This window comes from Vreelandella massiliensis, assembly GCF_900155385.1.
Classification (GTDB): Bacteria; Pseudomonadota; Gammaproteobacteria; order Pseudomonadales; family Halomonadaceae; genus Vreelandella; species Vreelandella massiliensis.
In genome coordinates this window covers 155,568-178,589 of record NZ_LT699745.1, presented here as the reverse complement: position 1 = coordinate 178,589, position 23,022 = coordinate 155,568, and the positions used below count along the sequence as shown (strand labels likewise).

At 56.1% G+C, this 23,022-nt stretch carries 19 protein-coding genes; 15 read left to right on the top strand and 4 right to left on the bottom strand.

Going from position 1 to position 23,022, the window contains the following annotated elements:
- The first annotated feature begins 85 nt into the window (after positions 1 to 85).
- Genes BQ9846_RS05450 through BQ9846_RS05435 form a run of 4 tightly spaced genes read left to right on the top strand, consistent with a single transcriptional unit; the run spans position 86 to position 3,764 of the window.
- Complete coding sequence (locus BQ9846_RS05450; RefSeq protein ID WP_075879627.1) at positions 86 to 1,216, top strand: beta-ketoacyl-ACP synthase III; 1,131 nt, start codon at positions 86 to 88, stop codon at positions 1,214 to 1,216.
- A 34-nt stretch (positions 1,217 to 1,250) separates the two neighbouring features.
- Positions 1,251 to 2,057 carry an MlaA family lipoprotein gene (locus BQ9846_RS05445; RefSeq protein WP_075879626.1) on the top strand — a complete coding sequence of 269 codons (807 nt, stop codon included), beginning with the start codon at positions 1,251 to 1,253 and terminating at the stop codon, positions 2,055 to 2,057.
- 8 nt (positions 2,058 to 2,065) lie between these two features.
- Positions 2,066 to 3,262, top strand: a complete 1,197-nt coding sequence (locus tag BQ9846_RS05440; RefSeq protein WP_075879625.1) for a PP2C family protein-serine/threonine phosphatase — start codon at positions 2,066 to 2,068, stop codon at positions 3,260 to 3,262.
- Positions 3,252 to 3,764 (top strand): STAS domain-containing protein, encoded by a 513-nt coding sequence (locus tag BQ9846_RS05435; protein ID WP_075879624.1) that lies wholly within the window; start codon positions 3,252 to 3,254, stop codon positions 3,762 to 3,764. Before BQ9846_RS05440 ends, BQ9846_RS05435 begins: the two co-directional genes overlap by 11 nt.
- A gap of 59 nt (positions 3,765 to 3,823) precedes the next feature.
- Here BQ9846_RS05435 and tal read toward each other — a convergent pair whose 3' ends face one another.
- Entirely contained in the window at positions 3,824 to 4,771 is a 948-nt protein-coding gene (gene tal / locus BQ9846_RS05430) for a transaldolase (RefSeq protein WP_075879623.1), read from the bottom strand.
- A gap of 129 nt (positions 4,772 to 4,900) precedes the next feature.
- Between tal and BQ9846_RS05425 the strand changes: the two genes are divergently transcribed.
- The 8 genes from BQ9846_RS05425 (at position 4,901) to BQ9846_RS05390 (ending at position 15,401) form a co-directional block, all read left to right on the top strand.
- Positions 4,901 to 6,076 (top strand): Bcr/CflA family multidrug efflux MFS transporter, encoded by a 1,176-nt coding sequence (locus BQ9846_RS05425; protein WP_075879622.1) that lies wholly within the window; start codon positions 4,901 to 4,903, stop codon positions 6,074 to 6,076.
- A gap of 131 nt (positions 6,077 to 6,207) precedes the next feature.
- Complete coding sequence (locus BQ9846_RS05420) at positions 6,208 to 7,221, top strand: substrate-binding domain-containing protein (RefSeq protein WP_075879621.1); 1,014 nt, start codon at positions 6,208 to 6,210, stop codon at positions 7,219 to 7,221.
- A gap of 169 nt (positions 7,222 to 7,390) precedes the next feature.
- Complete coding sequence (pstC, locus tag BQ9846_RS05415) at positions 7,391 to 8,641, top strand: phosphate ABC transporter permease subunit PstC (RefSeq protein ID WP_075879620.1); 1,251 nt, start codon at positions 7,391 to 7,393, stop codon at positions 8,639 to 8,641.
- Between the two features lie 15 nt (positions 8,642 to 8,656).
- Positions 8,657 to 9,823 carry a phosphate ABC transporter permease PstA gene (gene pstA / locus BQ9846_RS05410; protein WP_075879619.1) on the top strand — a complete coding sequence of 389 codons (1,167 nt, stop codon included), beginning with the start codon at positions 8,657 to 8,659 and terminating at the stop codon, positions 9,821 to 9,823.
- A 25-nt stretch (positions 9,824 to 9,848) separates the two neighbouring features.
- Positions 9,849 to 10,688: a phosphate ABC transporter ATP-binding protein PstB gene (gene pstB, locus BQ9846_RS05405; RefSeq protein ID WP_075879618.1), complete on the top strand. Its 840-nt coding sequence runs from the start codon at positions 9,849 to 9,851 to the stop codon at positions 10,686 to 10,688.
- 143 nt (positions 10,689 to 10,831) lie between these two features.
- Positions 10,832 to 11,848: an ArsJ-associated glyceraldehyde-3-phosphate dehydrogenase gene (locus tag BQ9846_RS05400; RefSeq protein WP_075879617.1), complete on the top strand. Its 1,017-nt coding sequence runs from the start codon at positions 10,832 to 10,834 to the stop codon at positions 11,846 to 11,848.
- A 4-nt stretch (positions 11,849 to 11,852) separates the two neighbouring features.
- Positions 11,853 to 13,061 (top strand): organoarsenical effux MFS transporter ArsJ, encoded by a 1,209-nt coding sequence (arsJ, locus tag BQ9846_RS05395; RefSeq protein WP_075881653.1) that lies wholly within the window; start codon positions 11,853 to 11,855, stop codon positions 13,059 to 13,061.
- Positions 13,062 to 13,187: 126 nt separating this feature from the next.
- Positions 13,188 to 15,401: a sensor domain-containing protein gene (locus tag BQ9846_RS05390; RefSeq protein WP_075879616.1), complete on the top strand. Its 2,214-nt coding sequence runs from the start codon at positions 13,188 to 13,190 to the stop codon at positions 15,399 to 15,401.
- Between the two features lie 2 nt (positions 15,402 to 15,403).
- On the opposite strand, the gene arsB is transcribed toward BQ9846_RS05390, so the two are convergent.
- On the bottom strand, positions 15,404 to 16,477 hold the full coding sequence (gene arsB, locus BQ9846_RS05385; protein ID WP_075879615.1) for an ACR3 family arsenite efflux transporter: 1,074 nt from the start codon (positions 16,475 to 16,477) through the stop codon (positions 15,404 to 15,406).
- A 149-nt stretch (positions 16,478 to 16,626) separates the two neighbouring features.
- Between arsB and BQ9846_RS05380 the strand changes: the two genes are divergently transcribed.
- Positions 16,627 to 18,360 (top strand): methyl-accepting chemotaxis protein, encoded by a 1,734-nt coding sequence (locus BQ9846_RS05380; RefSeq protein WP_075879614.1) that lies wholly within the window; start codon positions 16,627 to 16,629, stop codon positions 18,358 to 18,360.
- Here BQ9846_RS05380 and BQ9846_RS05375 read toward each other — a convergent pair.
- Both BQ9846_RS05375 and BQ9846_RS05370 read right to left on the bottom strand, forming a co-directional pair.
- Positions 18,357 to 19,172: a universal stress protein gene (locus tag BQ9846_RS05375; protein WP_075879613.1), complete on the bottom strand. Its 816-nt coding sequence runs from the start codon at positions 19,170 to 19,172 to the stop codon at positions 18,357 to 18,359. The two genes, BQ9846_RS05380 and BQ9846_RS05375, sit on opposite strands and share 4 nt — an antisense overlap.
- Before the next feature lie 66 nt (positions 19,173 to 19,238).
- Entirely contained in the window at positions 19,239 to 20,423 is a 1,185-nt protein-coding gene (locus BQ9846_RS05370; protein WP_075879612.1) for an acetyl-CoA C-acyltransferase, read from the bottom strand.
- A gap of 124 nt (positions 20,424 to 20,547) precedes the next feature.
- Between BQ9846_RS05370 and BQ9846_RS05365 the strand changes: the two genes are divergently transcribed.
- Together BQ9846_RS05365 and BQ9846_RS05360 are read left to right on the top strand one after the other, a co-directional pair.
- Positions 20,548 to 21,129 (top strand): TetR/AcrR family transcriptional regulator, encoded by a 582-nt coding sequence (locus tag BQ9846_RS05365; protein WP_075879611.1) that lies wholly within the window; start codon positions 20,548 to 20,550, stop codon positions 21,127 to 21,129.
- Between the two features lie 210 nt (positions 21,130 to 21,339).
- A complete protein-coding gene (locus BQ9846_RS05360; protein ID WP_075879610.1) occupies positions 21,340 to 23,004 on the top strand; it encodes an AMP-binding protein in 1,665 nt (554 codons plus the stop codon).
- The last annotated feature ends 18 nt before the right edge of the window (positions 23,005 to 23,022 follow it).

The window sequence follows — 23,022 nt, the reverse complement described above, 5'->3', positions numbered from 1 at the left end:
CACAGTAACGTTATCGGCGCCGCCGATGGCGCAATACAAGCCCGCTTACGCGGGAAAGGCAGATCGCCGCCGAGAGGAGATAGGCATGACAGACGTGGTGATTACCGGTACAGGCCTCTACACACCGGAACACGCCATTGATAACGACGCGCTGGTCGCGGCGTTCAATACTTGGGTGGCGCAAGAGAATGCGCGCAATGCTAAGGCCATTGAGGCCGGCGAGCGCGAACCCTTAGCCTACTCAAGCAGCGAGTTTATTGAGAAAGCCTCCGGGATCAAAAGCCGCTATGTACTGGATGCGAAAGGTATTCTCGACCCAGAGCGAATGCGCCCCAAGCTACCCCAGCGCGGTAACGACGAGCTCTCGATTCAGTGTGACATGGCACTTGCGGCCGCGACACAAGCGCTACAAAACGCTAAGGTAACGCCCCAAGACATCGAGTTAGTCATCGTGGGTTGCTCCAATCTGGAGCGCGCCTATCCTGCCGTGGCGGTCGAGTTGCAAGATGCACTCGGCGCGCAGGGATACGGATTTGATATGAATGTGGCGTGTAGTTCGGCCACGTTCGCGATCGAGACAGCGACCAACGCGATCGCTTCCGGCAGCGTGAAACGGGCGCTGGTGGTCAACCCCGAAATTTGCTCGGCACATTTAAACTTTCGAGACCGTGACAGCCACTTTATTTTCGGCGATGCTTGTACTGCTGTGGTACTAGAAAGTAAAGACGTGGCGATTGCCCCGGAGCAGTATCAGGTCTTAGGAACTAAACTGGTCACACGCTTTTCCAACGCCATTCGCAACAATGCGGGCTTCTTGAACCGGGTAACGGACAGTGACCCGTTGGCGTCTGATAAGCTTTTTGTGCAGGAGGGCCGGCGAGTGTTCAAAGAGGTTTGCCCGCTGGTGGCGAAACTCATCACCCAACACTTGGCGTCGCTGGAGCTTAGCGGTGCTGACCTTAAACGCCTGTGGTTGCACCAAGCGAATCGCCATATGAATGACTTGATTGCCCGCAAAGTGCTAGGCGCCGACCCCAGCGAGGAACAGGCGCCGATTATTCTTGATCGCTATGCGAATACCAGCTCGGCGGGCTCGATTATCGCGTTTCACCTCCATCGTGAGGCGATCGCCCCCGGCGATATCGGCGTGATTTGCTCGTTCGGTGCAGGATACAGCGCCGGGAGTGTTGTACTGCAGCGCGTGTCATCTGTTTGAGTCAAGCCTAAGGACGATTTAGAGAGAAATGCTCATGTCGATGTTTTCCCATTCGCGCGCAACGGAATGCCTGCGACGCGCTACGTGGTTACCTATTACGCTGGGGCTGACGGTGTTTTTAGCCGGCTGCGCTAGTTCGCAAACCGCTGAAACGCGCCACCCTGATGACCCTTGGGAAGGCTTCAATCGGCGCGTTTTTGTCTTTAATGATGTGCTCGACCGCTATGCGTTAAAGCCGGTGGCTCGCGGATATCGCTTTGTAACGCCCGACCCGGTAGAGACCAGCGTGGGCAACTTTTTTTCCAACCTAGGCGAGGCGCGCACGGTCATTAACAGTCTTTTGCAAGGCAAGGGCAGAAACGCCAGCCTTTCGACGTCGCGTTTCATCATCAACTCGACCGTGGGGGTTGGCGGGCTCTTTGATGTCGCGTCCCGAATGGACATTACCGGCGATGAGGAGGACTTCGGTCAAACGCTGGCGGTTTGGGGATGGGACGAGTCACGCTACTTAGTGCTGCCCCTATTAGGCCCAAGCACACTGCGTGATACCACCGGTTTGCCCGCCGATCGCGCCGCTGACCCGTTAACGTACTTGGATGATGAGACGACAGAAATTGCCCTGACGGTTCTTGACGTAGTGGATACGCGGGCTGGCTTGTTGGATCAAGAGGAGTTGATCCAAGGCGACCGCTACCGCTTTATCCGGGATGCGTTCCTGCAACGTCGTCAGTTTGAAATTAGCGATGGCGAGATAGGTGAAGATCCTTTTGCTGCCGACGACTTTGGGTTTGATGACGCGGATTTCGACGACGCCGACTTCGAAGAAAATGGCGCTGACTGAGGCTTTTCATGCAGCGTTCTAAGCAGCTGATTGCAGTCATTGACGAGCCTGGCGAAGAGCGTGATGCCCTTGCCGAGGCGATCACCTGTAAGGATATGGGCGTATTTGCGGCCGCGAACATCGACCACTTGCCAGCGGAAACCGCGCTGATCGTGGCCCATGCGCGTGCGGTGCCGCGCCAGCAATGGTCCAACCTGACGCGCCGCTTACCGACGCTGGTGGTCAGCGATTCGCGCCAGGATGCCGATCTGATCAAAGCGGTCGATGTGGGGCTGGTGGACTACATCGTCCACCCACTACGCCACGCCGAGCTATTGCGCCGCATGATTCGTAAAGCCATTGAGCTTCATGCGCTGGCGCTTGAGCGCGATCGTGATCGCGAGCGCTTGGCCGAGCTGAATGAGAGCTTGGAAACGCATTTGGCGCTTTTGCGCATGGATCAGCAAAGCGGTGGCCATATACAGCGCCGGCTGTTGCCGGTGCACCCGAAGGTGATCAACGGTGTCTATTTCGATTACTGGTTCGCGCCGTCGCTCTATCTGTCGGGGGATTTTCTCGACTACCAGCGCTATAACGAACGCTATAGCGCTTTTTACTTCGCGGATGTCTCCGGCCACGGGGCGTCTTCCGCCTTTGTGACCGTATTGCTGAAGTATCTATGCAACCGCTGGCTGCATGAGTGGAATGGAAAGCACCCCGAGCGCTTGCCCGCTGACTGGTTGGCGGCGCTCAATCGCGAGCTTCAAGGGACGGATATTGGCAAACATGCCACCCTTTTTGTGGGTGTGATTGACCACGAGGCTCATACGCTTCACTATTCTCTCGGCGCGCAGCTACCTATGCCGTTGCTGTACGCTAACGGTCAGCTTATACGCTTAGAAGGGGAGGGGATGCCGGTTGGGCTTTTCCCCGGTGTTGAGTACCCCACGCTTCGCTGCGAGTTACCGCCGCAATTTACTCTCTGGCTATGTTCAGATGGCGTTCTGGAATGCTTGCCGGGCGATACGCTCGACTCGCGGCTCAAGGAACTAGAGTGTTTAGTCAGTAAGAGTGCCACACTTGAGCAGCTGCACGACCGGCTAGCTTTGACTAGCGCCCATATCTCAAATGAGGAGGCGTTAGATGAAAGAGATAGCCCCGACCGCAATGCTCTACCCGACGATCTGACAATCATGATGGTGAGCGGATTTGGTCATGCTGATTGAAGAGGGCCGTATTAAAGCGGCGTTCGAATCCGGTGTTTTTGTGCTAAAACTCTGCGGGGACGTGCGTCTGACGCTTTGCGCGACGCTCGATACCCAAGCGCAACGTTTAGCGCAAACACCTGGGCTTAAGGCCGTGATGATTGACCTGCGGGAGGCCACGAATGTGGACTCCACGGCACTAGGCTTTCTGGCCAAAGTCGCGATGGCGGTAAAAGGGCGCCTTGAGCAGTCGCCGACGATCATCGTGGACAACCCCGACGTGCGGCAGATGCTCGATGTGATGGGGTTCGCGCGCTTTTTTACCCTGATGGAAGAGCCTTTGCTCGTCCATCTGCCCGACGCAGAGGAAGATTTGCCGCAAATCCCTGCCGATGAAGAGGGGCTGCGGGAGCGCATTCTAGAAGCGCACCGTATTTTAATGCACATCAACGAGCACAATCGCGAGCAGTTTCAGCCGCTCGTTGAGATGTTAGAGTCGCAGGAACCCCCCTCGTCACACTAAACGCCAGGCCTCAGGCGCTCATGTGAAAGGCAGGCTGTGCTGCCTTTCGCTATTTTGGCTCACGCTTGGGCGTTTTGACGCAACTCCCCGAGGAGCGTTTCCAGCTCACGCTGATCGGCCATAAACTTGCGAATGCCTTCGGCGAGCTTGTCGCTTGCCATTTCATCCTGGTTCATTTCCCAGCGGAAGGTGGCTTCGTCCAAGGGAGCGGTGGGTTCGTGGCTGGCTTTCTGCGGGTGCAGCATTCGCGTCAAATCGCCTTGCTGTTGATCGAGCTCATCCAGCAGTTTGGGCGAGATCGTCAACCGGTCGCAGCCTGCAAGCTGGGTAATTTCCCCGACATTGCGAAAGCTTGCGCCCATCACAATGGTGGGGTAGCCGTGCGCTTTATAGTGCTCATAAATGCGCTTGACCGACTGAACCCCAGGGTCGTTGGCGCCGCTGAAGTCAGCCTCGGGGTGGCGCGCTTTATGCCAGTCGAGGATGCGCCCCACAAACGGAGAGATCAGGGTGGCCCCGGCATCGGCGCAGGCCTGCGCTTGGGTAAATCCAAAAAGTAGCGTCAAGTTAGTGCGAATACCGTCGCGTTCCAGTTCGCGGGCGGCTTGAATCCCTTCCCACGTAGAGGCGATTTTAATCAAAATACGCTCGGCCCCGACGCCTTCGCGCTGATAGCGCGCAATCAGCGAGTGCGCGCGCTTAACCGTGGCAGCGCGATCAAAGGAGAGACGGGCGCTAACTTCGGTGGATACATAGCCAGGCACCAAGGCGCTGATTTCAGTGCCGATATCCACGGCGACGCGATCAACGGCCTCGTCGATATCGCGACTCTCGCTGGCGATCCGCGCCAGACGCTCTCGGCGATCCTGCTGCTGCGCCGCCTGCAAAATCAGCGAAGGGTTGGTTGTCGCATCCTGCGGGGTAAAACGGCGAATGGCGTCAAGATCGCCGGTATCGGCCACCACAGTCGTCATCGTTTTTAACTGAGAGAGAAGGCTCATCGCCATGTCGTGCTCCTTATGGGTAACTAGCGCTACTCTAACAAGGTGCGCACGCGGCGAACAGACGCCGGCATGGCGATGGAAAAAAGGATATAATTAGCTGACTATCTAATTTTTGCCGCTACAAGGAAGCTCATGCAACTCAATCCACGGCGCGTGGCGTTATTAGTCGCTGCCAATACAGCCCTTGCGCCCTTTGCCATCGATGCTTACTTACCGGCGATGTCGGTACTGGCGGAGAGCATTGGGGCGAGCATTCACCATACCGAACTCTCGATTAGCGTTTTTTTACTCGGCTTTGCCTTGGGGCAGCTCTTTTTTGGGCCGCTTTCGGATCGCCTCGGGCGCAAGCCGGTATTGCTGGGCGGCTTGGTGGTGTTTGCCCTGGCAAGCTTGATGATTACTCAGGTCGATAGTTTGCCCTCGCTGTTGGCGTGGCGGTTTCTTCAAGCCTTGGGCGGCGGCGCCTGTGTGGTCAACTCCGCCGCCATTGTGCGCGACTGCTTTCAAGGGCGCGAGGCGGCCCGTGTCATGTCCACGATGGCGATGATTATGATGCTAGCGCCCCTGGTCGCGCCGGCGGTGGGAAGCTTATTGCTCTATGTGGCGGGTTGGTGGCTGATTTTTGTGTTTTTGGCCGCCTACGCCGGCTTTTTGTTCTGGTTTCTAGGCACACGCTTGCCCGAAACCCGCGACACAACGCTACCGACTGCGTCTTTTCGCCAGGTGCTTCGCAACTACGCCAGTGTGCTGTCCCATCGAGAGGGAATGGGCTATATCTGCGCGGTCGCGGCTTCGTTTGCTGGGTTGTTCGCTTTTGTCACCGCCTCGCCCTTTCTGTATTTGGACTATTTTTCGGTGTCGCCGGCGCACTATCCGTTTATTTTTGGCGTCAATGTCGTGGTGATTGCGCTCTCCAATCGCGTCAATATTCACCTTTTAAAAAAGCGCACGCCGCAGCAAAACCTGCGCTTAGGGCTTGGGGTGCAGCTGTTTGCCGCCAGTGGTTTGGTATTGATGACGCTGACGGAGCTAACGACGTTACCGCTGGTAGTGGTGTTGGTGATGATGTTCACTGGAATGATCGGGTTGATTACGCCCAACGCCATTTCCTCGCTGCTCGATCACTTCGGTCATATCAGTGCCACGGCCACCGCTCTGCTGGGCGGTATTCAGTTCGGCTCGGGGGCGGTTGCCGGTGTCATGGTGGGGCTTTTTGAAGTGGAGCATCTTTGGCCCATGGTGCTGACAATGCTGGCGGCATCGCTTTTGGGTAATATCGGCGTGCGTTTGTTGACGTCTAAGCCATAAGGGCGGCTGCGGAAGGCGCTATCTTTTTTGCCCAACGTTAACGTCGCTTTTATGTCATTAAGCTGTCACAGAAAGCGGGCAAGGTATGTCGTGCGAAGGCCAGATCCCTTACATAGACAGGAGTAATTCGCATGAACCGTATTCTCAAGACCACCGTACTCGCCGCTGCCGTCATGAGCGTTGCCGGTGTTGCTCAGGCGCGCGATCAGATTCGTATCGTCGGCTCCAGCACCGTTTACCCGTTTGCCAGCTACGTCACCGAAGAGTTTGGCGCGCTGACCAACTACCCGACGCCGGTGATCGAGTCTACCGGTTCAGGCGGTGGCTTGCGTCTGTTCTGTAACGGCGTTGGCGATGGCACGCCGGATATCACCAACGCATCGCGCCGCATGAAGCCGTCTGAATTCGAGCGCTGCGAAGAGAACGGCGTGACCGATATCACCGAAGCTAAAATTGGCTCCGACGGTATCGTGCTGGGGCAGTCAACCGACAACCCCGCAGCGGACTTCACTCTCGAGCAGATTTTCTTGGCGGTAGCCGCTCAGGTGCCGGTTGACGGTGAGCTGGTCGATAACCCCTACACGAACTGGAGCGACATCGACGCCTCCCTGCCGGATCGTGAAATCTCTATTTACGGTCCGCCCACGACCTCCGGTACCCGTGATGCCTTTGAAGAGCTCGTCATGGAGACGGTTTCCGAAGAGATGGGCGTTTATGGCGATGAGGGTTACACCGAGATTCGCGCCGATGGGATGTATATCGACGCGGGCGAAAACGATAACCTGATCATTCAGCGTCTGTCGGAAGACACCGATGCGTTCGGTATCTTTGGTTACTCCTTCCTGGTGGAGAACCCCAATATGATTCAGGGCGCAAGCATTGGCGGCGTTGAGCCTGAAGCAGACGCGATCAGCTCGGGTGATTATCCGGTGGCGCGCTCGCTGTGGTTCTACGTTAAGAACCAGCACGCCGATATGGTGCCGCCGCTGTACGAATACGCCAACATGTTCATGGAAGAGCAGATGATCGGTGAAGGTGGTTATCTGGTCGATATTGGCTTGATTCCGCTGCCGGAAGCAGAGCGTGAAGCGTGGCGTCAGAAGGTAGCCGACCGCGCTGAGCTCGCACTGGAAGACTTAAAGTAAGTTAGTCCGCGTTCGTGCGAGAGGGCCGGTAGCCAAAGCGCTACCGGCCCTTTCTTTTGGAGGTGGCTTTTGTGGTGGCTTTTTTGATGGCACTTGTCACATTGCTGTCATGTTTTTGCCGCAAAGTAGGCGCCAACACGATTTCATTAGGTAACGCGAGAGAAATTCGATGCAAACCAACCAGCTACTTTTACTCTTTTGTACTGTGCTCTTGCTGCTGGGGCTGGTGGCCTTTTTTGTGGGCCGAGCCAAAGCCTCCCGCGTGCGTGCGACCGGTATCGCGATGTATGCACAGCCGGATCAGTATGCGTGGTTTGCGGTGCTTTCAACCGCGGGGCCTGCCGTGCTCGTGGGGGCGGTGGGCTCTTTTGCCTTATTGCTACTGGGCGCGGATATTCCGCCGCTGTATTTGTTGTCCGCAAGTCTTGTGGTCGCTGCCGCCGGTTTAGCTTTAGGGGTGGCGCAGGTGAAACCGCACTTTCATGCGCGCCGTGCTATCGAGCGTGTTATCCGTAAGACGTTAGCCGGGGCGGCGCTGATTTCGATTTTCACCACGTTCGGCATTCTTTTTTCGATTATTAGTGAAGCGCTGCGCTTTTTTCAGATGCACAGCTTCTGGGATTTCATCACCGGCACTACATGGAACCCAGGCGCTAGCTTTTTAGCGTCAGCTGGCCGCGGGGACGGTGGGGGTGCTGAGTTTGGTTCAGTGCCGCTTTTTGCCGGTACCTTCATGATCACATTGATCGCCATGCTGGTGGCTGTGCCAGTGGGGCTGGCGTCGGCGATCTACATGTCGGAGTACGCGCCACGGCGGGTGAGAACCATTGCTAAGCCGGTGCTTGAGGTGCTCGCGGGTATTCCAACGGTCGTCTATGGGTTTTTCGCCGCGATCACGGTGGCGCCGATTATTGTCGATATCGCGGGCTTTTTGGGCCTGGACGCCTCGTACAACAACGCGGTCGCCCCAGGTGTGGTGATGGGGATCATGATTATCCCGTTTATTTCTTCGCTCTCCGATGACGTGATCAACGCCGTACCCGATAGCATGCGCCAAGGTTCACTGGCGTTGGGAATGACCAAGGGCGAAACCATTCGAGATGTGGTGATACCCGCGGCGCTGCCGGGGATTATTTCCGCTTCGCTTTTGGGAATGTCGCGGGCGTTGGGGGAAACCATGATCGTGGTGATGGCTGCGGGTATGCGCCCCAACCTGACCGCTAACCCGTTAGAGGACATGACCACCGTGACCGTGCGTATTGTCGCGGCCCTCACCGGGGATCAGGAGTTTGAAAGTGCCGAAACGCTCTCCGCCTTTGCGCTGGGCTTGGTGCTGTTTGCGGTCACGCTTTCACTCAATTTGGTATCGGTGCTGATGATTCGTCGCTTCCGTGAAAAATATCGCGTCAATAATCTGTAACGCCTAGGATCTACCATGAGCCAATCATTTGATGACATTAGCCAGCAGCTCAAGCGTCGCCATCGTAAATCGGCCCGCTTGAAGTGGATATCCATGGGTGCTTTGGGGTTAGCTGGCCTATTTTTGCTGTGGTTTTTTAGCGACATGCTAAGTAAGGGCCTGCCAGCGTTCCAGCAAGCCTATGTGCAAACTGAAATGCACTACTCCGAAGAAGCGTCAAAGGATGGGCGTAAAGCCATAGATGATGTGCTGGTACCGGTTGTCAGTCGCACCGAAGTGCGTGGGATTCCGCTGCAACTGCGCAATAACCCGGAAATGGTCGGGAGCCGTGAAACGCGCTGGCTGCTCGCCAATAGCCAAGTTGATCAGTACTTAAAAGGGCATCGCCATAAACTTAGCGAAAGTGAAGTGGCAACCGTTGATGCCTTGGTCGAGTCGGGGCAGGTGGCGCTTAAATTTAACACGACCTTCTTTACCCAAGGTGACTCTAAAATAGCGGAAAGCGCGGGTATTCTCTCCGCTGTCGTGGGTACGATCATGACCATGATCGTCACCCTGGCTATCGCGTTCCCCATCGGGGTCATGACAGCGGTTTATCTGGAGGAGTTCGCGCCCGATAATCGCTTTACCCAAGCGATCGAGATCAACATCAATAACCTCGCAGCCATTCCGTCGATTCTGTTTGGTCTGTTGGGCCTGGCGATCTTTATTAATTTCTTCGGTGTACCGCGTTCATCACCGCTAGCCGGTGGTATGACGCTGGCACTGATGACGCTGCCGGTGATTATTATCTCCACGCGTACGGCCCTTCGCAGTGTGCCGGATTCGATTCGCCATGCCGCTTTCGGGGTCGGGTGTTCGCGCTGGCAGGTGGTGCGCGATCACGTCTTGCCGCTTGCCATGCCGGGGATTATGACCGGTTCCATCATCGGCTTGGCACAGGCGATGGGGGAAACCGCACCGCTGATTATTGTGGGCATGGTGGCCTTTATTCCCGACGTGGGCGCCTCCTTCACCAACGCGGCGACTGTGTTGCCGGCACAGGTATTTACGTGGGCAAGCGAGCCTGAACAAGCCTTTGTCGAAAAAACGGCGGGCGGTATTCTGGTGCTTTTAACCATTCTCATCTCATTAAATGCCTCAGCCGTCGTGCTGCGTAAAAAGTTTGAACGTCGCTGGTAAGCCCTACGTTTTCGAGGAAATTATTATGAATAGTCAAGCACCCCAAATGAGCCAGCAGCAAGCCCCGGCGATAGGGCAGCCTTACACGCACAACGAGCAGGCGTGCCACGATTTAAGCATTCGCGTACGCGATCTGAACCTGTGGTACGGCAAGAACCAGGCGCTAAAAGGGATCGACATCGACCTTTTTCAAAAAAATGTCACCGCCCTGATTGGCCCCTCGGGCTGCGGTAAGTCGACGTTTTTGCGCTGCTTAAACCGCATGAATGACCTAATACCCAATGTGCGGGTGGAAGGCCTGGTAGAGATGGACGGTAGAGATATCAATGCCGTCAAAATGGACGAAGTGGCGCTACGGCGCCGTGTGGGTATGGTGTTTCAAAAACCCAACCCATTCCCCAAGTCGATCTACGAAAACATCGCCTACGCGCCGCGCATGCACGACCTGGTCAGCCGCAAGGCGGATCAGGACGAACTGGTGGAAAAAGCACTGCGTGATGCAGGGCTCTGGGAAGAGGTCAAAGATAAGCTGCAGGATCCGGGCACGTCGCTATCCGGCGGTCAGCAGCAGCGCCTATGCATTGCGCGGGCGATCGCGGTGCAACCGGATGTGATCCTGATGGATGAGCCCACGTCGGCGCTGGACCCGATCTCGACGGCCACGATTGAAGACTTGATGGACCGTCTGAAAGAGAAGTTCACCATCGTCACCGTGACCCACAACATGCAGCAGGCGGCGCGCGTGGCGGATTACACCGCGTTTTTCCACTTAGGTGAAATCATCGAGTATAACGACACGCGTGTCATGTTCTCGACGCCGGCGAAGAAAAAGACCGAAGACTACATTTCAGGCCGCTATGGCTAACTAATTTTTGTAATGAGCTGTGCTCGTGGCGAGGCAGGCGCGTATTTTGCGTTGGCGCCTCGCCTTTTTTAGTCCTGCTTATATATGGAAAAATATATGTGTTGTTTGCTAGGGTAGCTGCCATCAATCTAAGGAGACGCCGAATGACACTCAAGATCGGAATCAACGGCTTTGGCCGCATGGGACGTTTGACCCTGCGCAGTCTATGGCAACAGGTAGCGTCGGGTAGCGTGACGCTTGTGCGTATCAATGACCCCGGTGGCGATGCAGCGACATTTGCCCACCTGCTGGCGTTTGATTCGGTGCATGGCCACTGGGCTCCGGGTGAGGGCATCTCAGCGACTCAAGATGCTATCAACATTGACGGCCATGACATTGCCTTTAGCGCTAACAGTGCCATTCCCGATAGCGACTGGTCGGCGTGTGATGTGGTGATCGAGTGTTCGGGTAAGCACAAGACCCGTGACAAATTAAACGCTTATTTGGATCAAGGGGTTAAGCGCGTCGTGGTTAGCGCCCCGGTAAAAGAGTCAGAGGTGCTCAATGTCGTGATGGGGGTTAATGATCACCTTTATGACCCCGAGAAGCATCGCGTGGTGACGGCGGCAAGCTGTACCACCAACTGCCTAGCGCCCGTGGTCAAGGTGATTCAAGAGACCTACGGCATTCGCCACGGCTCGATGACCACCGTTCACGACATCACCAATACCCAAACGATTCTCGATGCGCCGCATAAGGATCTTCGCCGCGCGCGTGCCTGCGGTATGAGCCTGATCCCGACCACCACTGGCTCGGCCAAAGCGATCACGGCGATCTTCCCCGAATTAGAGGGAAAGCTTAACGGCCATGCGATTCGGGTACCGCTGGCCAATGCGTCCATCACCGATATGGTGTTTGAGCTTGAGCGTGAGGTGACCACCGAAGAGGTGAACGCAGCGCTCAAAGCCGCCGCCGAAGGTGAGCTTGCAGGAATTCTTGGCTATGAGGAGCTCCCGCTGGTGTCGATCGATTACCGCACCGATCCGCGCAGCTCCATTATCGATGCGCTCTCCACCATGGTGATCAACGGCACGCAGCTTAAGCTCTACGCCTGGTACGACAACGAGTGGGGTTATGCCAATCGCACCGCGGAACTGGCGCTGAAGGTGGGTCGTGAATGAATCCATGGTGACCCGGATAAAAGCACTGCCGTTTGAAGTGCGCCAATACTTGCTGATAACGGGCAATTACTGGGCATTCACTCTCACCGATGGCGCCCTACGCATGTTGGTGGTCTTGCATTTCCACCAGCTGGGGTACTCGGCTCTTGAAGTGGCCATGCTGTTTCTGTTTTACGAAGCGTTTGGCGTGGTGACCAATCTGGTAGGCGGCTGGCTCGGCGCGAGGTTGGGGCTTAATCGCACCATGAACGTGGGGCTGGGTATCCAGATCGTGGCGCTCTCCATGCTGTTGGTGCCAGCGAGTATGTTAACCGTGGCGTGGGTCATGGCCGCGCAAGCGCTCTCGGGGATCGCCAAGGACCTTAATAAAATGAGCGCCAAAAGCGCGGTGAAAGTGCTCGTCCCCACGGATAGCGCGAATGCTAGTAGTGCGCTTTACCGCTGGGTGGCGATGCTCACCGGCTCCAAAAATGCGCTCAAGGGGCTCGGGTTTTTCGTCGGCGGCGCACTGCTAACGCTGATCGGCTTTCAGGGCGCTGTTTTGGCCATGGCGGTGATGCTGGTGGGCGTATTGGCACTTTCGCTTTGGCGGCTGAAAGCGGATCTCGGACGGCAAAAGCGTAAGCCGAAATTTACCGAGATATTCTCCAAGTCGCGCGCCATTAACGTGCTCTCCGCGGCGCGCCTGTGTCTTTTCGCTTCTCGCGACGTGTGGTTTGTAGTGGCCTTGCCGGTCTTTCTCTACGACCAGCATGGGTGGAGCCATTGGACGGTCGGGGGCTTACTCGCTATCTGGGTGAGCGGTTACGGCGGTGTGCAGACGCAAGCGCCCAAGTTATCTCGCCTGATCAGGGGGGATGCTCGCTGGTTAACCAGCGGCTGGGCCGCGACTCTTGCCGCATTGGCGATTGTGCTGGCGCTTTTACCTTTGGCCGAAGTGGGCTGGTTGGTGGTAGGGCTTCTCGCCTTTGGCGTACTGTTCGCCATCAACTCTAGCTGGCATAGCTACCTGATTGTTCACTATGCCCGTGCCGACGGTGTGTCCATGGATGTGGGCTTTTACTACATGGCCAACGCCTTGGGGCGATTGATCGGCACACTGCTCTCCGGCTGGCTGTATATGGCTTATGGTTTAAGTGCTTGCTTATGGATGGCGGCCGCCTTGGTCGCGTCGAGTGCGTTGATGGCATTGGCGTTACCCCAGGAGGCCTAAAACACTCCCAGCGTAACAACATGTTTTTAGACGCTCTCTTGCTTTCAATCAAGGTTTGAAGATGGGTGCGCCATATACTCTGGTCCTCCTCGTCGAATGAAGGCGTGAACAGAGTCGGAGAGAGTCATGGAAAAGGCCGCCACAGCACCTGGGAAAGAGGGTGCCGCTGATTTACTGGCAACAGCAACCAACGGCATCATCATCACCGACATCAATGGCATCATTCTGCAGGCCAACCAGGCCGCAGAAGGGATGTTTCAGTATGCCGCAGGTGCGCTTGTCGGTCGCCCCATTACCGAATTAATGCCCCACCCTGAGCGTTGTCGTCACCCGGATTATGTCGCCAATTACTTTCAGCAGGGTTCCCGCTATATGGTGGGGGCAACGCGAGAGGTTGAAGGCCTTGATCGCCATGGTGACAGGGTGGCGCTGCTTATCTCGGTTAGCTTCTTCAAAGAGGACGGTGAGCCCCGCTTTGCCGCCATTTTGCATGACCTCAGTGAGCGCAAGCGCCTTGAGGGCATGCTGACAGCGGTCAATGCTGAACTTGAGAAGCGAGTGCGCGAGCGTACCCAGGAACTCGAAGAGGAAGCGCAGCGACACCGGGAAACCATCAACCGGCTTGAGCTTGTCAATAAAGTGGTGGAGCGTGCCTCCCACGCCGTGGCCATCACCGACGCTGACAATCGTATCCTCTACGTTAACCCGGCCTATGAAAAATTAACCGGCTTTAAATTGAGCCAAGTGATCGGCAAAAAGCCTACCGTGGCCAAATCCGGCCACCACGGACCCGATTTCTATCGACGTATGTGGGCCGCCCTTGATCGCGACCTGCATTGGGAGGGCGAGATATGGGACCGTCGCGAGAATGGTGAGGCGTTCCCGAAGTTTCTGAGCATCGACCGGCTGGTAGACGAAGAAGGCAATACACGCAACTACGTGGCCATGTTCCACGACCTGACCGAGCAGAAAGCCTCTGAGGAAGAGATTGAGCGGCTGCAGTATTACGACTCTTTGACCACGCTGCCCAATCGGTCGCTATTCCGCCACCGCTTGCAGCACGAGTTCGAGGTCTCTCGCCGGCAGAAAACACGCGTTGGGGTGATGCTGCTCAACCTTGATCGTTTCAAGCAGTTCAACGATACCTTCGGCTTCGCCGCTGGCGATAAACTGCTGGTCGAAGTCGCCGAACGACTGGAAACCGCGGTGCGCCGTACCGACCTGGTCGCGCGACAGGAGAGCCGCCGCGAGCGTGATCCCGACCTTGTCTCGCGTGTGGGGGGTGACGACTTTGCGGTTATTCTCAACGACCTCCAAGCGCCTGAGAACGCGGCGGTGGTGGCCAAGCGTATGCTTGAAGCCATGAATACGCCTTTCAATGTGGAAGGCGAGTCGGGCCAGCGCGATGAGGTATTTGTTCAGGCGAGTATCGGCATTGCCATTTTTCCTGATAACGCCGCCGATGTGGACGAGCTTGTGCGGGTGGCCGAGACAGCCTTGATACAAGCCAAAGATGTCGGGCGTGGGGAGTTTCGCTTCTTCTCCGACAGCATGAACCGAAACAGTGCCGCGCGCGTGCGGCTGGAAAGCGACCTGCGCCGTGCCGTGGCTGAGGAAAGCTTTGTGCTGCATTATCAGCCCAAGCTGAATCTGGAAACAGGCCGCTTCTCAAGCATGGAGGCGCTGATCCGCTGGCCCCATGCGGATGGCATGGTCTCGCCGGCGGACTTTATTCCTTTGGCCGAGGAGACCACGCTGATCGTGCCGCTGGGGGCTTGGATTTTGCGCCGTGCCTGCCTGGATGCGGTTGAGCTCGGCGAACGTCTTGGGCAGGTGCCGGGAGTGGCGATCAATCTATCGGCTCGCCAGTTCCGCCAGCCGGGGTTGATCGAAAGCGTACGCACCGCTCTTGGGGAGAGCGCCATTGCGCCCGAGAAGGTGGAGCTTGAAATCACCGAAAGCATGGTGATGGATGATGTCGAGGCCGCCATTGATACCATGCACGCCCTGCGGGCGCTTGGCGTGCGACTGGCCATTGATGACTTTGGCACCGGCTACTCGTCGCTTAGCTACCTGAAGCGTTTTCCGGTCAATACCTTGAAGATCGATCGCGCCTTTATTCGTGATCTGGTCCGGGACTCTGAAGATGCTGCCATCACGCAGGCGGTGATTGCCTTGGCTCGCGCCCTAAAGTTGCATGTGGTAGCCGAAGGGGTGGAAACCCACGATCAATTAGCCTTTCTCGGCGAGCATCGCTGCGCCAGTGTGCAGGGCTTTCTGCTCGCTCGACCGGGACCTATCGAGAGCATGCCCGCGCTCTTTGCCAAAACGTTTAGTTGACGTTATGTGGCTTGCGGAAACTGGTGCCGCGTATTGTTGGCAATACGCACTAGGGCAAGCATTAAAGGCACTTCGACTAAAACACCGACAACGGTGGCGAGTGCCGCACCCGACTGCAAGCCAAAAATAGAAATGGCGGCGGCCACGGCGAGTTCAAAAAAGTTACTGGCGCCAATCATTGCCCCGGGGGCGGCGACGCTATGCGGGACTCGCCACGCCTTGGCCCAGCCATAAGCTAGAAAGAAAATCAGAAAAGTTTGCACAATCAACGGAATGGCGATCAGCACGATATGCAGCGGGTTTTGCAGAATCACTTCGCCTTGAAAGGCAAATAGCAGCACCAGCGTAATAATCAGCCCGATAGGGGTAATCGGCCCAATGCGTTTCATAAAGACGTCGTCGTACCACTCGCTGCCGCGTTTTTTGCTCAGTGTTTGACGTGTGAGGTAACCCGCTGCCAGCGGTATGACGATATACAGCACAACGGAAAGGGCGACGGTGTTCCAAGGTACCTGAATATTGGACACACCCAAGAGAAAGACTACGATCGGCGCGAAGGCAAACAGCATAATGACATCGTTGAGCGACACCTGAACCAGGGTATAAGCAGCATCGCCACGGGTTAAATAACTCCACACAAACACCATCGCGGTGCAGGGGGCTGCGCCTAGCAGAATAGCGCCTGCCAGGTACTGATTGGCCATGTCGGGGGCAATAAAAGGGCGAAACAGCACGGTCAAGAAAAACCACGCAATGGCGAACATGGTGAAGGGTTTGATTAGCCAGTTGACTGTGGTCGTGATCATCAACCCCTTGGGTTGCCGGCGAACACCCAGAATGGCGGTGAAGTCGATTTGCGCCATCATCGGAAAGATCATTGCCCAAATCAGTATCGCCACGGGAATCGATACCTGGGCGTATTCAAAGCGTGAAAGAGCCTCCGGTATCGCCGGCGCAAACTGGCCTAACGCAATCCCCGCCATAATTGCCAACGCCACCCATAGCGAAAGAAAGCGCCCGAATAGTCCCATGCCTTCGCTTGTGCTGGGTGCGTCACTGCTTTTATTTAATGTCATAACTCCCTCCTGATAAGTCGTCAATCTCCGCGAGAACTCTTGCCTAACACTATATACGATATTTCATATATGAGTAAGGCGTTGCAATATTGCCGTCACGATTAATGGGTATTTTGGGCCTGGTTACCGGGCAAAGGAGCGTAGCTAAGATGAAACTCATCAATCGTTTAAGTATCAAGGCGAGCTGGACTCTAGTGCTCGTCGCCTTTAGCGGCTTGATTTTGTTAATAGGGTCGCTGGGGATTTTTGCCAATCACTTTGGCCGTGATGCCTTTAGTACGATCAACCAACGCGATATGGCCCAAGTACGTGAGCTAAACGATGCTTACAATCGGCTGATGCGGGCGCGTATCCAGATGAATCGTGCGGCGGAATTGATCCGCACGCCTTCCTTTGATCGCCCTGGTCCATTAATGGACGAAGCAAAAACGTTACTTCAAGAAGCGAAAAATGCGTTCGCGGATTTTCAAAATAGCCCCATCACCGCGAATCAACAGGCCCTTGTCGAGCAGCTAGAAAGCGACTTTCAATCGTTAGTCAACAATAACTTAAGCCTGCAAATGATGATGCTGGAAGAGGGCGATGTGCGCGGCTTTTTATCCGGTGAGTCGCGGGTGGACGATAGCAGCCGCCAATTTGTGGAAAGCGCCGATGCTTTTTTCGATAGTGTTCAACGCAACGGCAAAGCGCTACAGGGACGCTTCGAGCAAGTCTCCGCGTGGCTTTTCCAAGGCGTTCTGGCTGCTTTGGTTATTTCAGCCTTGATGATTGTGATTGTGGTCTGGGGCGTGCGTAAAAACGTGATCAAGCCGCTTAAGCAGATGACAGAACACTTTAAACGCATCGCTAGAGGGGATCTTTCCTCTCCTGTGAGCGCCACGAACAACCACAATGAAATTGGCACGCTCTTTAGTGAACTGAGCAATATGCAGGTATCACTAGCCACCACGGTTGCGCGCCTGAACCGTAGTAGTGAACGCGTGTATCGCAGCAGCCACGATATGACGGCGCACCATCACGCACTCTCCTCTCATACCGACGAGCAAGCGAGTGCGCTGCAGCAGATGGCGGCGAGCATCGAGCAGTTAACCGCGACGGTAGGGCAAAACGTCGAGAGCGCGGAGCATGTTAATCGTTCAACCGCAGAGACGGCGGCTAAAGCGCAGGCAGGGGAGCGAGTGATTTCTCAGTTTGTCGATACGATGGCTTCCATCAACGAGGACTCTGAGGCGATTCAGAGCATTATCGAGGTGATCGATAGCATCGCCTTCCAAACCAACATATTGGCATTGAACGCCTCGGTTGAAGCAGCGCGAGCAGGGGAGCATGGGCGAGGTTTTGCCGTGGTCGCCAGTGAAGTGCGAAGCCTGGCGTCGCGCAGCGCTAGTGCCGCGAACGATATTCGGCACCGCCTTCAGGCATCGCGTGAGAGCGTACTGCGAGGTAACCGACTTTCGAAAGAAGCGAGGGATCATACTCATGCGATTATTACCGCTGCGGAACAAGTGAATCAGTTGATGGGGCAGATGACGCAGGCATACGAAGAGCAGCGCCGCGGCATTGAGGAAGTCAACATTGCGGTGTCACAGATCGAAAGCACCACACAGGATACGGTGCAGATTGTCCAGCACGCTTCTAGCTGCGCCAGCGCGCTTGTTGGTGAAGCCGATGATATGCGTGAGTACGCGCATCAATTTACGCTGCAAAATGACGCTGACGAACTTGCATCTCATCATAGAGAAGTTAAAGCGGTGGAAGGCAACGAACGACAGGAGACCGTTGAGGGTGAAGAGGCTTCTTGGTCGCGGCAACTAGCGGTTGCTGATAAGGCGCGTCGCACTCAAAAGCAGTACGACGGTGAGCGGGATTTAGCTGCGGCTTAACGCAAACGTGATGTTTCCGGCACGACCAACACCGGGCAGTTGACGCCTTCCAGCAACGCTTGCGCGGTGCTGCCCAGTAGCCGCTCTTTTAATCGGCTGTGGCCTTGCTGACCGATGATGACTAAATCGGCCTGCCACGCCTTGGCTTCTTCGATGAGCGCATGGCGTGCATCGCCTGACACGATCACGGTATCGAGTTTGGGTACACGCGCTTCCATTGCGGCGAGGTGCAACTGCGCATCTTCGATGCTGCGCCCATCGGCGAGAAGGAGCGCTTCGGCCATGATCGCCACGCGGTTTTGGAAGTGATGCGATAGGGCTTGAAACATTCGATCCGCCGCTAATGCGGCAGGTGAGCCATCGGTCGCGAGCACAAGTGTCGTGAAGGCGTAACCATGCGCCGTTGACTCATCCATTGGCTCTAACCAAAGCGGTGTTTCGCTAAGATGGGCCAGCCGTTGGGCCGTGCTGCCCAGCAGCATATTTTGCAGTAGGCCATGGCCTTGGCAGCCGAGCAGGATAACATTCGGCGCATGTTGCGCTGCCAGTTTGGCCAAGCGCTCACTCGGCTTGCCGGGCTCTACCATGCAGGTTACATCAAGGCTAATGGCTTTAAGCGGCTCAGCCTCTTCTTCCAGAAGCTTTAGGTAGTGCTGAATATCGTCGGGAGAGGGGTGGGGAATTTCTTTGGGGCTGATGATATGTGCCAAGGTGACCTTTTTAACGCCTTTGGCGCGAAGCCGCATGAGCCGCTGCTGAAGTAAAGGCCAGGCACGGGAGAAATCGACCGCAATCAGGACATGGGCAAACATAACCGCTCCGCTGATTGTTGAGTAAATGGCTGGCGCTCGCACCCAGGCAGAGCGCCAGCCGAACGGTTAGTCGATAAGTTCGACCGCGACGGCCGTGGCTTCACCACCGCCGATACACAGGCTGGCGATGCCGCGCTTACCGCCTTTGTTGCGTAGCGCATGAATCAGTGTCGCGATGATGCGCGAGCCCGTTGAGCCGATAGGGTGGCCTTGCGCGCAGGCGCCGCCGTAAACGTTCACCTTGTCATGGGGTAAACCCAAGTCATCCATTGCCATTAAGGTGACGACGGCGAAGGCTTCATTGATTTCAAACAGATCAACATCTTTGACTTCCCAGTTAAGCTTTTTCATCAGCTTTTCGATGGCCCCGACCGGGGCGATGGTAAATTCACTGGGATGGCGTGAATGGGTGCTATGCCCTAGCATGCGCGCCAAGGGTTTGATCCCGTGTTTATCCGCCGCGGCTTGGCTCGCGAGAATCAGCGCCGAGGCCCCGTCAGAGATAGAGCTTGAGTTAGCGGCGGTAATGGTGCCTTCTTTGGCAAAGGCGGGGCGCAGCTCGCGAATCTTGTCCAACTTGGCTTGAAAGGGCTGTTCATCGTGCTCGACAAGCGTATCGCCCTTTCGACTGGAAACGGTGACGGGCGCCATTTCGGCATCGAGATGGCCTGCGTTGGTCGCTTCCATGGCGCGTTCAAGCGATGCGATGGCAAAGTCATCCAGACGTTCACGCGTGTAGCCGCGATCGCTTGCGACCTCTTGCGCGAAGCCACCCATCAGTTTGCCGGTTTCGGCGTCCTCAAGGCCGTCTAGAAACATATGATCCTTGAGTTCGCCATGACCCAGGCGGTAGCCCGTGCGCGCCTTGGGCAGTAAGTGGGGCGCGTTGGACATAGACTCCATGCCGCCGGCGAGCAAGATATCGCCGCTTCCCGCCTTGATGATGTCGTGAACCAGCATAGTGGCCTTCATGCCGGAGCCGCACAGCTTATTGATGGTGGTCGCCCCGTTGGCGTCGGGAATGCCGGCCTTGCGCATGGCTTGTCGTGCAGGGCCTTGCTTAACGCCGGCGGGGAGCACGCAGCCCATAATGCCTTCTTCGATATCGGCCGGCTTAAGGCCCGAGCGTTCAATGGCGGCCTTGATCGCGACAGCGGCTAACTCGGGTGCCGTCACGCTTGAAAGGCTGCCCATCATGCCGCCCATGGGGGTACGAGTGGCGGCAAGAAAAACAACGTCGTTATTACTCATCATTTATCTCCAAGTCTTAGCATTGTTGTGGTTGTCAAAAGGCACGGTTGCGTTGACCCGTTGCGTGCGCTGTGGTTCTCTCCTGAGTAACCAAGCAAGCGCTAGTGTAAGAGCTATGAATGTAATGAATGCATCACCTCGCCGCAAGGAGCTAACACGTCTCGCCGCGCAGCTTTTTGTTCAAGAAGGGTTCGACAAAACAACGGTACGCATGCTCGCCCAGGCCATGGGGATTAAATCGGGCAGCCTATTTCACCATTTTAAAGATAAGCAAGAAATCTTGGCGGCTGTTATTGAAGAGGGAACCCATAACGCGCTGGCGATTGCGCGCCGTACATTGGAGTCTAGCCCACCAGACCCCGAGGCGCGTCTCAGAGCCATGGCGCGGGCACATTTGGAAACGCTCTTTACCGATCGTAACGCCCACGTGGTGGCGCTATTTGAGTGGCGCCGCTTGGATGACGATGCGAAAGCCCACTTAAGCCATTTGCGCGATGCGTATGAAGCGCTTTGGGTCGACGTGATCGACGAAGCGCTGGATGCTGGCCTCATTCATGGTGATCGTTTTCTTGTTTCACGCTTCGTTCTTGGTGCTCTCAACTGGACGGTTCGTTGGTATGACCCGGCAGGGCCACGAACGCCAGACGACCTGGCAGATGAGTTGGTGGCGATGATTATGCCTTTAAAGCGTCAGGGCGGTCTTTGACCATTGTCTAGTCATCTTGCTCTGGGTAAGGCTTGCTCTCGGTAACGAATGGTTTTAGCGTTGGTGTATAAGAAAGTTTCCGTTAACGTAAACGGATAAATAGCGACTCATGCCACGTCAGGCGGACTAACCACCATCTGGTGTTTTTAGCGCATCGACGATAAGCCTGCATGGCGATAATGCTCACAACCACAACACAAGAGAGCGATCATGACTGCGACATCACTTCCCGATTACCGCGAGTATCTTGAAGCCTTCTCCATTGATGATGTTATCGCGCGCTTGGATGACCACCAAGATGGCCATTTTAATGCCTATGAGGCGAGCTGCGGTCGCCACGTTCGCGACGGGCGCGGCGATGTGCTGGCGCTTGTGCAGGAGGATACTCAAGGCAACACGCATAAGTTGACGTATGCGGAACTTGATCAAGCGAGTGCGAAGCTCGCCGGCTGGTTTCACTCTCAAGGCTTGGGTGTGGGCGACCGTATTGCTTGCATGCTTCCGCGTACCCCAGAGCTTTTGGTGGCGGTGGTGGCCACTTGGCGTATCGGTGCGGTGTATCAACCGCTTTTTACCGCTTTCGGTCCCGATGCGGTGGATTATCGCCTAGGTCGCGCTGATACCAAGCTTGTTATTACCGATCACCCGAATCGCTATAAGTTTGATGGTCTTAGCCAGTGCCCGCCGGTACTCGCCGTCGGCGGGGCGACGAGCGAACATGCCCACGACTTGGATTGGCAGGGAGCGACGACACACGCTCCTTCCACCGAAAAGCCGCCTCGGCTGACACCAGACCAGCCGTTTTTGCAGATGTTTACCTCGGGTACGGTGGGTAAACCCAAGGGCGTCGCTGTTCCGCTTGCGGGTATGAACGCGTTTGCGCTTTACATGGAATTAGCGATCGACCTTCGTGAAGAGGATCGTTTCTGGAACATGGCCGACCCCGGTTGGGCCTATGGCCTCTACTATGCCATCGCCGGGCCGTTGTTACTGGGCGTTACCACTCACTTCTGTGAGGCAGGGTTCAGCGCTGAAGGGGCGCTTGCATTCATGAAGCGCCACCGCATCACTAACTTTGCTGCAGCGCCTACTGCATATCGCTTGATGAAGGCATCTGGCCTTTTTGACGATGCGCACCAAACACTTGAGCTTCGGGCGGCAAGCTCGGCGGGTGAGCCGCTCAATACGGAAGTGGTGACCTGGGTAGAAAAATCACTGGGTTGTCCGGTGATGGATCACTATGGTCAAACCGAAACCGGGATGACGTGTAATAATCACCACGCCCTCGACCATCCAAAACATGTGGGGGCAATGGGGGTGCCGATGCCAGGGTACCGGTTGGCAATTCTGGATGCGGAGTATAATGAGTTACCCGCAGGGGAGCCGGGTGTGCTGGCTGTCGATATCAAAAACTCACCGGCCCACTTTTTTCAGGGCTATACCTGGCAAGAGAAGCACCCGTTTGCCGAGGGGTATTATTTAACCGGCGATGTGGTGATTCGCAACGAAGATGGCACCTTCCAATTTGCCGGACGCGACGACGATATCATCACCACCGCCGGCTATCGCGTTGGGCCCACCGATGTCGAAAACAGCGTGATGACGCACCCGGCGGTCGCCGAGTCCGCGGCAGTTGGGCAGCCCGATGACATTCGCGGTGAAATCATCAAGTCATATATCGTGCTTCGGGATGGGTTTGAAGCCAGCGATGATCTTGCCGATGAAATTCGTCAGCAGGTGCGTGAGCGCCTCTCGACGCATGCGTTTCCCCGGGTGATTGAGTTTGTCACTGAGCTTCCCAAAACGCCGAGCGGCAAAATTCAGCGTTTTAAACTGCGTGCCGAGGCGGCTGAGCAATCCAAGGCGAACGGTTAAGCCGCGTTTAGAGGAAAT